The sequence below is a fragment of the Duganella sp. GW821-FHT07G03 genome, assembly GCF_059418605.1.
Window position 1 is genome coordinate 143,246 of the sequence record NZ_JBWKQE010000011.1, and the last position, 15,652, is coordinate 158,897.

A 15,652-nucleotide genomic window follows, 5' to 3' on the forward strand; every position below is an offset into this window, starting at 1 on the left:
GAATTTTTAATTGAGACAAACTCCCATGAACTTTATCCGCTGGCGCCTGGCCTTGTGCCTGGCCGCCTGGTCGGCGTCCGTCCTGGCGGCGCCGGCGCAAGACCTGAATCTCTACGTCGGCCGCCCGCTGGCATCGTGGCACATCACCGTCGCGGACTATGAAGAGCACATCACGCTGGACGGCGCCAACGCCGGCGTCCCGTCGAAGGGCAGGGTGCAGGACCGCCGCATCAGCGTCGACAAGGACCGCGACGCCCTGATCGTGCACTTCAGTTCCTGGTACGCCAGCCTGCGCGTGGAAGGCGGCAAGCCGCTCGATCTGCGCCCCTATCTGGCGCATGGCGTGCTGGCGCTGGATGTCAACGTCAAGGAGTTGGCGAAAGGCGGCCTCAGCTTCGCGGTCGGCTGCGGCGAGCAGTGCAGCCGCAACGTGCCCTTCGTGCTGCCTGCGCGCGCCTTCGCCGGCAAGGGATGGCAGCACGTGGTGGTGCCGGTAAGCTGCTTTGTGCACGAGGGCGACGATTTGAGCGCCATCGCGCAGCCGTTCGCGCTCGACGTCACCGGCGGCGGCGACGTATCGGTGGCCAATATCAAGTACCAGGCCGGCGGCAAGCCCAACGTCAGCTGCCCGGACTACAAGACCGTGTCGGTCACGCCGGACAAGCTGAACGAATCCTGGGCGATCGACTGGTGGACGCCGCGCCATGAGGAAAAGCTGGCCGAAGCGCAGGCGCTGGGCAAATCGGCCGAAGTGGTCTTTATCGGCGATTCGATCACCGAGGGCTGGGAGAAGAGCGGCGCGCCGGTCTGGGAGCGCTACTACAAGCCGATGAACGGACTGGCGCTGGGCTTCGGCGGCGACCGCACCGAGAACGTGCTGTGGCGCCTGCTGCACGGCGAGGTCGACCCCATCGCGCCCAAGGTCGCGGTGCTGATGTTCGGGACCAATAACACCGGCCATCGCCAGGAAGATCCGCGCACCACCGCCGCCGGCATCCGGCGCAATCTCGACGAACTGCGCCGGCGCCTGCCCGATACCAAGATCCTGCTGCTGGCGATCTTCCCGCGCGGCGAGAAGCCGGATGACAAGCTCCGCCAGATCAACGAAAAGGTCAACGGCATCATCTCCGGCTTTGCCGACCAGCGTCATGTTTTTTACCTCGACATCAACCAGGCCCTCCTGACGGCGGACGGCACGCTGTCGAAGGACATCATGCCCGACCTGCTGCATCCGAACCAGCAGGGCTATGAAATCTGGGCCAAGGCCATGGCGCCGACCCTGGAGAAGCTGATGGCCAGCGGCCCTGCCTATGCATGGGACAACGTCGCCATCGGCGGCAGCGGCTTTGTTTCCGGCATCGTCACCAGCAAGACCGAGAAGGGCCTGGTCTATATCCGCACCGACGTCGGCGGCGCCTACCGTTGGGACGGCGCCGGCAAGCGCTGGATACCGTTGCTGGACTGGGTGTCCGACCAGGAGACCGGCTTGCTGGGCGTGGAGTCGATCGCCATCGATCCGAATGCGCCGGGCAAGGTGTATCTGTCGGCCGGCATCGGCTACCTGAACGGCGGGGCCAGCGCGATCCTGAAATCCAGCGACTACGGCCGCAGCTTCACCAAGATTGATGTGAGCAAGCAATTCAAGGTGCACGGCAACGGCATGGGGCGCGGCAACGGCGAGAAGCTGCAAGTGGATCCTGTCAACGGCAAGATCCTCTACATCGGCACGCGCGCCAACGGCATGTTCAAGAGCGTGGACGAAGGCCTGAGCTGGCAGCATCTGGACGGCCTGCCAGTGACGGATACGCCCAACCAGAACGGCTTGAGCTTCGTCGTGCTGGACCCGGCCAGCGCGGCCGGCGGCGCCACGCAGCGCATCTTCGCCGGCGTCTCGCGCTATGGTTCGGTGGGCGCCAATCTGTACCTGTCCGGCGACGGCGGCAACACCTTCACCGCGTTGAGCGGCGGCCCCACCGCGCTGATGCCGCAGCGCGCGGTGCTGGCCAAGGGCAGCCTGGTGGTGGTCTACGCCAAGGGCGCCGGTCCGTGGGGCGACGTGGCGCATGGCGAAGGCATGGAACAGGGCGCGGTGTGGAAGTACGATATCGCCGCCCGCACATGGAGCGATATCTCGCCGCCGTTGAACCGCGCCTACGGCGGCATCACCGTCGATCCGGGCAATCAGGACCGCATGATCGTCTCCACCACCAACTACTACCGGCAGCCCGGAACGATGGGCGACCAGTTCTTTGAAACGCTGGACGGCGGCAAGCGCTGGAACAGCATCGTCGACCAGGGCGTGCGGATAGACCCGAACGGCGTGAGCTGGATAGCGGGCAGCTTTATCCACTGGACCGCCAGCATCGAGTTCGATCCCTTCGATACGCGCAGCGTGATGGTCGTGTCGGGCAACGGCATTTTTAAAACGAACGACATCCACGCCGCGCCGGCGGTGTGGAAGTTCGAGGATGCGGGGCTGGAGGAATCGGTGCCGCTGAATATGGTCAGCATACCCGGCGGTCCGGTCGTTTCGGCCATCGGCGATTACGACGGTTTCCGTCACACCGACGTCACCAAATATGCGCCTATCCACACGCCGACCATGGGCACCACCTGGGGGCTGGATGTTGCCGCCGCCAATCCGAATGTGCTGGCGCGCGTCGGCAGCGCGATGTACGTGTCGCGCGACATGGGCCTGAGCTGGAAACAGACCGCCAGCATCAAAGGCCAGCAGGGACAGCTGGCGCTCAGTGCGGACGGCAAGGTGATCGTGCACAGCCCGGAAAAATCATCCACCAGTTATTTCTCGACCGACGGCGGCGATAGCTGGAACGCCGTCAAGGGCCTGAACGGTGCGCGGCCGGTGGCCGACCCCGTCAACGCCCACAAGTTCTATGCGCTGAGCGGCGCCGCCATGCTGCTCAGCACCGATGCGGGCGCCAGCTTCGCGCCCGCCGGCAGCCTGGCCAACGCCAAGGGTTCGACGGCGGTGCGCGCCGCGCCCGGCAGGGAAGGCGATGTCTGGGTCGCGCTGTATGACGGCGGCCTGGCGCGCTCCACCGATGCCGGCGCCACGTTCGCCAACCTGGCCAATGTCGGCTACGCGGCGGCGGTGGGCTTCGGCAAGGCCGCACCGGGCGCCGACTATCCGGCGGTGTACATCTGGGGCTCGGTGGACGGCGTGCGCGGCGTGTTCCGCTCCATCGACAGCGGCGCCAACTGGCTGAGAATTAATGACGACGATCATCAATACGGCGGCCCGGGCGATGCCCAATTCGTTATCGGAGATGCCAATACCTACGGGGTCGTGTACATGAGCACGGCGGGTCGCGGCATAGTGACTGGCAAGCCGATTGTCGCCAATTAGGGACGGGTTCGCCTTTTTCATCGGAACGGGATCGGAAACATGCCACAATACTTGGTGCCGAGATTGAGGTCGTTGAAAATGTCGATGAAGTCCCACCGTATTGCGTTGCTGTTCAACGCAAACAAGATTTTTGACCGTGAAGTGATCGCCGGTATCGCCGCTCACCTGAGCAGTACCCGCGCCTCCTGGGATTTGTTCCTGGAGGAAGACTTCCGCCTGCGCCTGCCCGGCATCGAGCACTGGCAGGGGGACGGCATCATCGCCGATTTCGACGATCCCGCCGTGGCGGCCGCACTCAGCCGCAGCCGCATCCCGGTGGTGGCGGTGGGCGGCTCCTACGCCGACGACAGCAGCTATCCGGACGCCGTGCCCTACGTGGCGACCGACAACTTCAAATTGATCAAGATGGCCCACGATCACCTGATCGAGGCCGGCCTGCGCAATTTTGCGATGTTCAGCCTGCCGGAAGCGCAGGAGAACCGCTGGGCGCAGGAGCGCGAGACCGCCTTCCGCACGCTGATGCGCAAGGACAAGATGGAGCCGCAGATCTACCGCGGTCTGGGCACCAGCGCGCCGTCCTGGGACGAGGCGGTGGAGCAGCAGATCAAGTGGCTGCACAGCCTGCCCAAGCCGGTCGGCATCATCGCCGTCACCGACGCCCGCGCGCGCCAGCTGCTGCAGGCCTGCATCATGGCCGGCATCGAGGTGCCGGAGCAGGTGGCGCTGATCGGCATCGACAACGATCCGCTGGCGCGCATGCTGACCCGCATTCCGCTTAGCTCCGTGATCCAGGGCGCGCAGGAGATGGGCCGCACCGCCGCCCACCTGCTGGACCAGATGCTGCACGGCGTGCGCCTGGGCGGCACGCGCATCCTGGTGCCGCCGGTCGGCATCAACGTGCTGACCTCGACCCGCCACGAAGCGCCCAAGCACCCGCACGTGATGCGGGCGCGCCACTTCATCCGCCAGTACGCCTGCCAGGGCATCAAGACGCACCAGGTGGCCGAGTACGTGGGCATTTCGCGCTCGTCGCTGGAATCCTACTTCCGCCAGGAGCTCGATTGCAGCGTGCATGATGTGATCCTGCGCTTCAAGCTCGATGCCGCCACCGAGATCCTGGCGCGCGGAGAGCGCAGCATCGCCGACGTGGCGCTCAGCTGCGGCTTCACGTCGGTGCAGTACATGCACGCGGTGTTCAAGCGGGAGCTGGGCTGCACGCCGCGCGCCTACCAGGACCGCGCCATGCAGGGCTGCGCCGATGAGAAGGCCGCCGACGACGCCGCTGCCGTGCCCGACCTGCGCAGCGTCGCCTGAGCGGCGGACGCGTAAAACATGACCGTGATTGGTGAGTTTCATAATTGCCGTCACTGGGGAATCGGGTCAAAATCCTCCACGCAGTTTGCTTGCCAGCTTGGAGAGAGAGACCTTGGAAAATAATATGAAAACGATGCTGCCCGACGATATCGAACGGGCAGTTCTGGTGGGCCGCGTTTGGCGCAATGGCGTCATCGACGGGCCTTGCGTGGTCGCCGTCCGCAACGGCGAGGTGTTCGACATCACCGGCCACGCCCCCACCATGTCCGACCTGCTGGAGCGCGACGATGTCCTCGATATCGCCCGCAACGCACCCGGCGAATCGCTGGGCAGCGTGCGGCAGCTGATGGCGCATGCGCTCGACAGCACCATCTACGCCGGCACCCCGCGCCTGCTGGCGCCGTGCGACCTGCAAGCGATCAAGGCATGCGGCGTCACCTTCGCCGTCAGCCTGCTGGAGCGGGTGATCGAAGAACAGGCCGGTGGCGACGCATCCCGCGCCAACGTCCTGCGCGGAGAGATCCAGGCCATCATCGGCTCCGATCTGTCGGCCATCCGTCCCGGCTCGCCGGAAGCGGCACGGTTGAAGGCGGACCTGATCGAACGCGGACTCTGGTCGCCGTACATGGAAGTGGGCATCGGCCCGGACGCGGAGGTGTTCTCCAAGTCGCAGCCCATGTCGGCGGTGGGGCAGGGCGCGGACGTCGGCCTGCATCCCGATTCGAAATGGAACAACCCGGAGCCGGAAATCGTCCTGGCCGTCAACAGCCAGGCGCGCGTGCTGGGCGCCACGTTGGGCAACGACGTCAACCTGCGTGACATCGAAGGCCGCAGTGCGCTCTTGTTGGGCAAGGCCAAAGACAACAACGGTTCCTGCGCCATCGGCCCGTTCATCCGCCTGTTCGACGAACACTTCACCATCGACACCATCCGCAACGCGGAATTGAGCATGCTAATCGAAGGCATGGACGACGGCTTCCACCTGGCCGGCGCCAGCCGCATGCGCGAGATCAGCCGCGATCCGCTCGACCTGGTGAGCCAGGTCTGCGGCCGTCATCATCAATACCCGGACGGCTTCATGCTCTTCCTCGGCACGATGTTCTCGCCGATCAAGGACCGCGACACGGCCGGCGGCGGCTTCACGCACCACCTGGGCGACCGTGTCAGCATCTCGACGCCTTCGCTGGGCACCTTGGTCAACCATGTGCAGCGCAGCGACACCATCGCGCCGTGGACGTTTGGCGTGCGGGCCTTGCTGGCCCGGGCGCGCGGCGCGGCCGCGATGCGCGTTGCGCCGGCACTGCAGACCAGGGTGCAGCAGGCGATCTATCCCAGCCTGGCCGGCAAGCGCGTGGTCATCACGGGCGGCGGCAGCGGCATCGGCGCGGGCATGGTGGAGGCGTTTGCGCAGCAGGGCGCGCAGGTACACTTCCTCGATATCGCCGAAGAAGACTCGCTGGCGCTACAAGGCCGCTTGTCGACGCAAGCGGTACCGCCGACCTTCGTGCGCTGCGACCTGACCAATCTCGATGCGGTGGCTGCGGCCTTCAACCGCATCGGCCAGGTCGATGTACTGATCAACAACGCCGCCAACGACGACCGCCACAAGCTGGCCGACGTCAGCCCGGAATACTGGGACGAGCGCATGGCCGTCAACCTGCGGCACCAGTACTTCTGCGCCAAGGCTGTCGCCGTCGGCATGCAGCAGCGCGGCGGCGGCGTGATCCTGAACTTCGGTTCGATCTCGTGGCACCTGGCGCTGCCGGAGCTGACCCTGTACATGACGGCCAAAGCCGCCATCGAGGGCATGACGCGCGGCCTGGCGCGCGACCTCGGTCCGCACAACGTCCGCGTCAACTGCATCATCCCCGGCGCGGTGCGCACGCCGCGCCAGGAAGCCCTGTGGCACACGCCGGAAGAGGAAGCGCGCATCCTGGCTGGCCAATGCCTGCCGCAGCGCGTGCAGGTGGACGACGTGGCCGCGCTGGCGCTGTTCCTGGCCTCCGACAACGCCGGCCGCTGCACCGGGCGCGATTATTTCGTCGACGCGGGCTGGTACGGCGCATGAGTACCGCGCGCCGCTACCGTTCGCAGGACTGGTTCGACAATCCGGACCACATCGACATGACGGCGCTGTATCTGGAGCGCTTCATGAATTACGGGATCACGCCGGAGGAACTGCGCTCCGGCCGCCCCATCATCGGCATCGCGCAGAGCGGCAGCGACATCAGCCCCTGCAACCGCATCCACCTGGAGCTGGCCAAGCGCGTGCGCGATGGCATCCGCGATGCGGGCGGCATCGCGATGGAATTTCCGCTGCATCCGATCTTTGAGAACTGCCGCCGTCCGACCGCCGCCATCGATCGCAACCTGGCATACCTCGGGCTGGTGGAAATCCTGCACGGCTATCCGATCGACGCCGTGGTGCTGACCACCGGCTGCGACAAGACCACGCCGGCGCAGTTGATGGCCGCATCGACGGTGGATATTCCCGCCATCGTGCTGTCCGGCGGGCCGATGCTGGATGGCTGGTTCGAAGGCGAACTGGCGGGTTCCGGCACCGCGATCTGGAAAGGCCGCCGCCAGCTGGCCGCCGGTGAGATCGACAACGAAAAATTCCTGCAGATCGCCGCCGCTTCGGCGCCGTCGGCGGGACACTGCAACACCATGGGCACCGCCTCCACCATGAACGCGATGGCCGAGGCGCTGGGCATGTCGCTGACCGGTTGTTCGGCGATCCCGGCGCCGTACCGCGAACGGGGCCAGATGGCGTATGAAACCGGCAGGCGCATCGTCGAGATGGCGCGGCTGGATATCAAGCCGTCGAGCATTCTGAATCGCGAGGCTTTCCTCGATGCGATCGTGGTCAATGCCGCCATCGGCGGCTCCACCAACGCGCAGCAGCACATCATGGCGATGGCGCGTCACGCCGGCGTCGAACTGCATTCGAGCGACTGGATGGAGTACGGCCATGCCGTGCCGCTGCTGCTGAACATGCAGCCGGCCGGTAAATTCCTCGGCGAGCGTTTCCATCGCGCCGGCGGTGTCCCGGCTGTCATGTGGGAGCTGGAGCAGCAAGGCATGCTGCGTTCGGACCGTCCCACCGTCACCGGCCGCAGCATGCGCGACAACCTGGCCGGCCGCGAGACGCATGACCGCGAGGTGATCTTTGCCTTCGACCAGCCGCTGAAGAAGGATGCCGGTTTCTTTGTCCTGAAGGGCAATCTGTTCGACTTCGCCATCATGAAAACCAGCGTGATCTCGGACGCCTTCCGCGCCCGCTATCTGAGCACGCCGGGCAGCGAGAATATCTTCGAGAGCCGCGCCATCGTGTTCGACGGCTCCGGCGATTACCACGCCCGCATCAACGACCCTTCGCTGAACATCGATGAGGACTGCATGCTGGTGATACGCGGCGCCGGCCCGATAGGCTGGCCCGGTTCGGCCGAAGTGGTCAACATGCAGCCGCCCGATGCGCTGGTCAAGCGCGGCATCAACGCGCTGCCGACGCTGGGCGACGGCCGTCAGTCCGGCACCTCGGACAGCCCGTCGATACTGAACGCATCGCCGGAGAGCGCGGTCGGTGGCGGCCTTGCATGGCTGCGCACCGGCGACCGTATCCGCGTCGATTTGAATGCCGGCCGTTGCGATGTGCAGGTTGATCCGGTGGAGTGGGAGGAGCGCAAGAAGGACGGCATTCCAGCCATCCCCGCCAGCCAGACGCCGTGGCAGGAAATCTACCGCAGCACCGTCGGGCAAATGGAAAACGGCGCATGCATGGAACTGGCTGTACCATATCGCGGAGTGGCCCTTAATCAGGCGCGCCATAATCACTAGTCGGACAAAGATCCACAGTACTAACAGGAGACCGTAAGAATGAAGAAATTACTGAGCGCGGCGGCAGTCGCCGTCATGCTGGTGTGCGCAGGCGGCAACGCCATGGCCGACGCCAAGAACCCGAAAATCGGCTTTTCCATCGACGACCTGCGGCTGGAACGCTGGGCGCGCGACCGCGACTACTTCGTCGCCGCCGCCGAGCAGCAGGGCGCCAAGGTCTATGTGCAGTCGGCCGACGCCAGCGAGCAGCGTCAGATCGCGCAGATCGAGAATCTGATTTCGCGCGGTGTCGATGTGCTGGTGATCGTGCCTTACAACGCCACGGTGCTGAACAATGCGGTGCGCGAGGCAAAGAAAGCCAAGATCAAGGTGGTCTCCTACGACCGCCTGATCCTCAACGCGGATATCGATGCCTATATCTCCTTCGATAACAAGTTGGTCGGCGAGATGCAGGCGCAGGGTGTGGTGGCGGTTAAACCCAAGGGTAACTTCTACCTGCTGGGCGGCGCGCCGACCGACAACAACGCCAAGATGCTGCGCGAAGGCCAGCTCAAGGTGCTGCAACCGCTGATCGACAAGGGCGATATCAAGGTGGTCGGCAAGCAGTGGGTTAAGGATTGGAATCCGGCCGAGGCCATGTCCATCGTTGAGAATGCGCTGACGGCCAACGGCAACAAGCTCGATGCGGTGGTGGCGTCGAACGACGCGACCGCCGGCGGCGCGATCCAGGCGCTGGCTTCGCAGAAGCTCGACGGCAAGGTGGCCGTGTCCGGGCAGGACGCGGATCTGGCGGCGGTGCGGCGCGTGATCGCCGGCTCGCAGACCATGACGGTGTACAAGCCGTTGAAGTTGATCGCTTCGGAAGCGGCCAAGCTGTCTATCCAGCTGGTGCGCAATGAGAAGCCGGCGTACAACGCCGAGTATCAGAACGGCTTCAAGCAGGTCAGCACGCTACTGCTGAAACCTACCATGCTGACCAAGGCGAATATCGACCTGGTGGTCACCGATGGTTTCTACACCAAAGCCCAACTCGCGGCCAAGTAATTCTTCTGGCGGGGACGCGTTCCACGGGTTCCCGCACCTCACCTCTGCGAGAATCTGTATGTCCGGCTATTTGCTAGAAATGAAGGGCATCGTCAAGAAGTTCGGCGGTGTCCCCGCGCTCGACGGCATCGACCTGCAAGTCAGGCCCGGCGAGTGCATCGGTTTGTGCGGCGAGAATGGCGCCGGCAAATCGACCCTGATGAAAGTACTGTCCGCCGTCTACCCGCACGGCACCTGGGACGGCGAGATCCTGATGGACGGCCAGCCGCTGAAGGCGCAATCGATACGCGAAAGCGAAGCGGCCGGCATCGTCATCATCCACCAGGAACTGATGCTGGTGCCCGAATTGTCGGTGACCGAAAATCTCTTCCTCGGCAACGAGATCACGCTGCCCGGCGGCCGCATGGACTATCCGGCCATGAACCAGCGCGCCGAAACGCTGCTCAGGGAACTGAAGCTCAACGACGTCAACGTGGTGCTGCCGGTGATGAACTACGGCGGCGGCCACCAGCAGCTGATCGAGATCGCCAAGGCGCTCAACAAGAACGCGCGCCTGCTGATCCTGGACGAACCCTCGTCGTCGTTGACGGCGTCGGAAATCGAGGTGCTGCTCGATATCATCCGCGGCCTGAAAGCCAAGGGCGTGGCCTGCGTCTACATCTCGCACAAGCTCGATGAAGTGGAAGCGATCTGCGACACCATCGTCGTCATCCGCGACGGCAAGCATATCGCCACCACGCCGATGCAGCAGATGGACGTGCGGCAGATCATCGCGCAGATGGTGGGGCGCGAGATGAACCAGCTGTATCCAACACTGGAACGCACGCAGGGCGAGGTGATGTTCGAAGCCCGCAACGTGGTGTGCTACGACACCGAGAAGCCGGACCGCCGGAAAGTGGACAACGTCTCCTTCAAGCTGCGCCGGGGCGAGATCCTCGGCATCGCCGGCCTGGTGGGCGCGGGCCGCACGGAGCTGGTGTCCGCGCTGTTCGGCGCCTACAACGGCCGCTGCGAGGCCGAGGTGTGGCTCAACGGCGAGAAGATCGATACCCGCACGCCGCTCAAGGCCATCCGCGCCGGGCTGGCGCTGGTGCCGGAGGACCGCAAGCAGCATGGCATCATCCGCGACCTGGACGTGGGCCAGAACATCACGCTGTCGGTGCTGGGCCGCTATGCGCGCTTCACCCGAATCGACCGCGAGGCCGAGCTGAAAACCGTCAGCGAGGAAATCGCCCGGCTAGGCCTGAAGACGGCCAGTCCCTTCCTGCCGATTACTTCGCTCTCGGGCGGCAACCAGCAGAAGGCGGTGCTGTCCAAGATGCTGCTGACGCGGCCCAAGGTGCTGATACTCGATGAACCCACGCGCGGCGTGGACGTCGGCGCCAAGTACGAGATCTACAAGCTGATGCTGGAACTGGCCAGCCAGGGCGTGTCCATCATCATGGTGTCGTCGGAGCTGGCCGAGGTGCTGGGCGTGTCCGACCGCGTGCTGGTGATGGGCGAAGGCCGGCTGCGCGGAGATTTCATCAACCAGGACCTGACCCAGGAAATGCTGCTGTCTGCGGCGCTCGATCATTCATAGTGACCATGCATACCAACAAACTCAAACAACTGTTCACGCAGTATAAAATCCTCGCGCTGCTGATCGCCATCGCCATCATCTGGAGCTTCTTCAGCTGGAAGACGGACGGCGGCTTCATCTCGGCGCGCAACCTGTCCAACCTGATGCGGCAAATGTCGGTGACCGGCGTGGTCGCCTGCGGCATGGCCTTCGTCATCATCTCCGGCGAGATCGACCTGTCGGTGGGCTCGCTGCTTGGCCTGCTGGGCGGCGTGGCGGCGGTGCTCGACGTCACGCACCACATGCCGCTGCCGGTAACGGTGGCGGCGGTGCTGGCCTGCGGCCTGCTGCTTGGCCTGTTCAACGGCTACCTGACGGCGTATGCGGGCATACCGTCCTTCATCGTGGGCCTGGGCGGCATGCTGGCGTATCGCGGCATCGTGCTGGGCGTGACGGACGGCGTGACGGTGGCGCCGGTGTCGGAAGCGATGGTGCAGGTGGGGCAGGGCTATCTGTCGCCGGAACTGGGCGTGACGCTGGGCGTGGTGCTGTTTGCGCTGGCCGCCGTGCTGACATGGCGCCAGCGCCTGAACCTGGGCCGCCACGGCCTGCCGGTGCCGCCGATGTGGCGCGACGGCGTACGCCTGGCCGCCATCGGCGCCGTGTTGTTCGCCTTCGTGCGGACCTTGAACAGCTACGAAGGCATACCGCTGCCGGTGCTGCTGTTGCTGGTGTTGTTGGGCGCCTTCAGCTACGTCGCCACGCAGACCGTGTTCGGCCGCCGCATCTACGCGGTGGGCAGCAATATGGAGGCGACTCGCCTGTCCGGTGTGAACGTGCAGGCGGTGAAGCTGTGGATCTTCGGGATCATGGGCTTGATGTGCGCCCTGGCTGGCCTGGTCAACACGGCGCGACTGGCGGCAGGTTCGCCGTCGGCCGGCACCTCGGGGGAGCTCGATGCGATCGCGGCCTGCTTCATCGGCGGCACGTCGATGCGCGGTGGCTCCGGCACCGTCTACGGCGCCTTGATCGGCGCGCTGGTGATGGCCAGCCTGGATAACGGTATGTCCATGCTGGATGTGGACACCTATTGGCAGATGATCGTCAAGGGCTGCATCCTGACGTTGGCCGTGTGGGTCGACGTGGCGACGCGTTCCAGCCGCCGTTGATGTTTTTCGCGCGGCCCATAGCATTAGCTGCGCCGGGCCGCGCGCTTCAGCCGCTACGTTGTCTGATCGACGCTACGCTTGCTGATTATCATTCGCCCGCTTGGTGAATTTCGCAATTGCGGCCAGTTGGCGTAACTTGCAAAATGGTCTCATAACATCGTATGACCTGGCACCCCGCCAGTAAGCCATAACGATAACAAAACCAAAAGCGAGACGCATTCAAATGAAAACTATCTCTTTGCGCTATTCAGCGCCTGTGGGCCTGCACGCCTGATATTTCTAAATTCATAACCGTCGACACTGGGAAGCACCAACAACAAATGGCCGAAGTGCCATGAATAGTCTTATAACTTTGGAGAGCATTAGATGAAACAGTTTAAGAAAACGGCGATTGCGTTGGGCCTGGCCCAGATGGCTGCCATGTCCGGCATGGCTGTTGCGCAGACCACACCTGGCGATGCTGGTCCGACGGTGGTGGTGACCGGCCAGCGCGCAGCGCTGCAATCGGCGCAGAAGATCAAACAGAATTCCGATGAAATCGTTGATTCCATCGTCGCCGACGATATCGGCAAGCTGCCGGACCGCTCGGTGACCGAGGTGTTGCAGCGCATCGTGGGCGTGACCATCGACCGCACCATGTCCAAGGGCGACCCGGAGCACTTCTCGGTTGAAGGCTCGGGCGTATCGATCCGGGGCTTGAGCTATGTGCGCTCCGAGCTCAATGGCCGCGATTCGTTCTCCGCCAACGGCGGCCGTTCGCTGAACTTCGAAGACGTGCCGCCTGAACTGATGGCCGGCGTCGACATCTACAAGAACCCGTCGGCGGAACAGGTCGAGGGCGCCGTCGGCGGCCTGGTCAACCTGCGCACCGCGATGCCGTTCGATTTCAAGGGCTTCCACGGCGCCATCTCCGGCCAGGAGACCTACTCGGAACTGAAGAAGGGAAAATCGTCGCCGTCGATGTCGGGCATGGTGTCGAACCGCTGGAAGACGCCGATCGGCGAAGTGGGCGCCTTGCTGGACCTGGCCTACTCGGAAAGCGGCACCCGCACCGACGCCTTCCAGGTCGAGCCTTACTATCCATTGAAGGACGCCTCCGGCAAAACCATCTGGGTGCCGAAGGGCGCGCAGTGGCGCACGCTGGAGTTCAACCGCCGCCGCGAGGGCGCGTATGGCGCCTTGCAGTGGAAGGCCAACGATCAGCTCAGCAGCTCGCTGACCTACTTCAAATCTCGCTACACGATGACGTGGGACGAGCAGGCGATCTTCGCGCAATCGAGCCCGTACAACATCCGGGTCACCAACGGCACCTATGATTCCAAGGGCGCGCTGCTGACCGGCACCCTGACCGATACCAAGGACGGCGGCATCAACTTCGGCGACGACACCCGTTCCTCCACCCGCAAATCCGACACCACCGACCTGTCGTGGAACCTGCGCTGGCGTCCGAACGATCGCTGGACCGTCACCACCGATCTGCAGCACATCCGCGCCAGCACCCGTAGCCTCGATTCGACCGTGGCCACCGGCGTGCAGATGCCGAAGGAACAGCTGGACCTGACCGGCAATGTACCCAACCTGATCTTCGACGCGGCCGACCGCGCCAACCTGGCCGATCCCAAGAACTACTACTGGGCGTTCACGATGGAGCACCAGGACAAGAGCGTGGGCCATGAGACTGCGTGGAAGACCGACGCCAAGTACGACTTCGATCATCCGGTACTGCGCGACATCCGTTTCGGCGTGCGCCTGACCGACCGCGACGCGCTGACGCAGAACACCAACCCGAGCTACAACTGGTCGCCGATCTCGCAACCGTGGCAGCTGGGCTGGAACATCAGCGGCCTGGCTTACCTGAGTGATCCCCGCTTCAGCGGCAACACCAACCTGCACACCTTTAACAACTTCTTCAACGGCAAAGTCTCGGTGCCGTCGGTGGTGTTCCCGAACGTCTCGCTGGCGCAGGGCTTCCCGGACAGCTACGCGGCACTGCACAAGTATCACGACATCCTGTGCGCGGAAGTGAGCACCTCCTGCGATACGTGGAAGGCTGCGACCTTCGGTACCGACCCTTCCGGCACCAACGACCAGACCGAGAAGACCCAAGCCCTGTATAGCCAGGTTCGTTTTGGCTGGGATAACCTGAAATATCCAATCGACGGTAACGTAGGTGTTCGTTATGTGAAAACCGCCAGCACCGCGCACGGTTATACGGTCTTCAAGTCAACCGCGCCGAATATCCCGGCAGGTAGCACCACCATCGGCCTGGCGGTGCCGATCATCGCACCGTTCTCCAAAGCCGAGGACTATGAGAACAACTACCATAATGTGCTGCCTAGCCTGAACCTGCGCATGAAGGCGTCGGATACGCTGCAATTCCGCTTCGCGTTTGCCGGTGCGCTGTCGCGGCCGGACTTCGACAAGCTGCAAGCCTATACCGAGATGGAGCAGACGGCCAGCACCACCACCAATACCGCCACGAACGTCACCACCATCAACAGCGTCAGCCAGATGGGTAAAGGCTCCGGCAACCCTTACCTGAAGCCGACCACCTCCAGGCAGATGGACTTGACGGCGGAGTGGTACTTCGCACCGGCAGGTTCGTTCACGGCGGCGGTGTTCAACAAGCAGCTGAAGGACATTGTCGTCAACCAGACCTACCTCTATGCGATCCCGGACGTCAATGGCGTCAAGCAGAACTTCGCGGTGACGGGACCGATCAACGGTGCCAAAGGCTATGCGCGCGGTATCGAGCTGGCTTACCAGCAGTACTTCGACAAACTGCCAGGCTTGTTGTCCGGCTTGGGCATGCAGGCCAACTTCACCTTCGTCGACAGCAAGCGCGATCTGTACAAGCCTGTGTACCAGGCTTATTGCACCAGCGAGAACTCGGCGGCCAACGTCAACCTGACGCTCAATGGCTGCGACACCAACGGCACCACCTTCGGCAACCTGCCGCTGGAGAATCTGTCGCGTCAATCGTTCAACCTGGCGCTGATGTACGACAAAGGTCCGTGGTCGGCGCGTCTGGCCTACAACTGGCGTTCGAAGAGCCTGCAGGCGGTCAATGTCAACGGTACCCAGGGCACCGACGGCACCGACACCAATCCGGCCAGCCCGGACGTCGGCAAGCAGAACGTGGTGTGGGGTTTGCCTGTGTGGGCGGATGCCTACGGCCAGCTGGATGCGTCGATGTTCTACAAAATCAACGAGCATATGTCGTTGGGCTTCGAAGCGCAGAACGTCACCAACTCGCAGTTCAAGCAGCTGATGCAGCAGAGCGTGGGCATGAAGGGCCGTGCATGGTTCGTCACGGGACCGCGCTACACTGCACAACTGCGTTACACCTTCTAACTTGAA

Annotated in this window: 8 protein-coding genes; all 8 read left to right on the plus strand. The window is 63.9% G+C overall.

What is annotated here, in order from left to right:
- Positions 1 to 25: 25 nt before the first annotated feature.
- The 8 genes from AC07OK_RS16215 to AC07OK_RS16250 all read left to right on the plus strand — a co-directional run bounded on the left by AC07OK_RS16215 (position 26) and on the right by AC07OK_RS16250 (position 15,646).
- Positions 26 to 3,367 carry a GDSL-type esterase/lipase family protein gene (locus AC07OK_RS16215; RefSeq protein ID WP_494691280.1) on the plus strand — a complete coding sequence of 1,114 codons (3,342 nt, stop codon included), beginning with the start codon at positions 26 to 28 and terminating at the stop codon, positions 3,365 to 3,367.
- Between the two features lie 84 nt (positions 3,368 to 3,451).
- Positions 3,452 to 4,681: a XylR family transcriptional regulator gene (locus AC07OK_RS16220; RefSeq protein WP_494691281.1), complete on the plus strand. Its 1,230-nt coding sequence runs from the start codon at positions 3,452 to 3,454 to the stop codon at positions 4,679 to 4,681.
- Between the two features lie 124 nt (positions 4,682 to 4,805).
- Positions 4,806 to 6,749, plus strand: a complete 1,944-nt coding sequence (gene xylB, locus AC07OK_RS16225) for a D-xylose 1-dehydrogenase (protein ID WP_494691282.1) — start codon at positions 4,806 to 4,808, stop codon at positions 6,747 to 6,749.
- Complete coding sequence (locus tag AC07OK_RS16230) at positions 6,746 to 8,518, plus strand: IlvD/Edd family dehydratase (RefSeq protein ID WP_494691283.1); 1,773 nt, start codon at positions 6,746 to 6,748, stop codon at positions 8,516 to 8,518. Before xylB ends, AC07OK_RS16230 begins: the two co-directional genes overlap by 4 nt.
- A 39-nt stretch (positions 8,519 to 8,557) precedes the next feature.
- Positions 8,558 to 9,562: a D-xylose ABC transporter substrate-binding protein gene (xylF, locus tag AC07OK_RS16235; RefSeq protein ID WP_445229749.1), complete on the plus strand. Its 1,005-nt coding sequence runs from the start codon at positions 8,558 to 8,560 to the stop codon at positions 9,560 to 9,562.
- Positions 9,563 to 9,620: 58 nt separating this feature from the next.
- Positions 9,621 to 11,144 carry a D-xylose ABC transporter ATP-binding protein gene (gene xylG / locus AC07OK_RS16240; protein ID WP_494691284.1) on the plus strand — a complete coding sequence of 508 codons (1,524 nt, stop codon included), beginning with the start codon at positions 9,621 to 9,623 and terminating at the stop codon, positions 11,142 to 11,144.
- 5 nt (positions 11,145 to 11,149) lie between these two features.
- On the plus strand, positions 11,150 to 12,292 hold the full coding sequence (locus AC07OK_RS16245; protein WP_494691285.1) for a sugar ABC transporter permease: 1,143 nt from the start codon (positions 11,150 to 11,152) through the stop codon (positions 12,290 to 12,292).
- Between the two features lie 366 nt (positions 12,293 to 12,658).
- Positions 12,659 to 15,646 carry a TonB-dependent receptor gene (locus AC07OK_RS16250; RefSeq protein WP_494691286.1) on the plus strand — a complete coding sequence of 996 codons (2,988 nt, stop codon included), beginning with the start codon at positions 12,659 to 12,661 and terminating at the stop codon, positions 15,644 to 15,646.
- Positions 15,647 to 15,652: the final 6 nt, after the last annotated feature.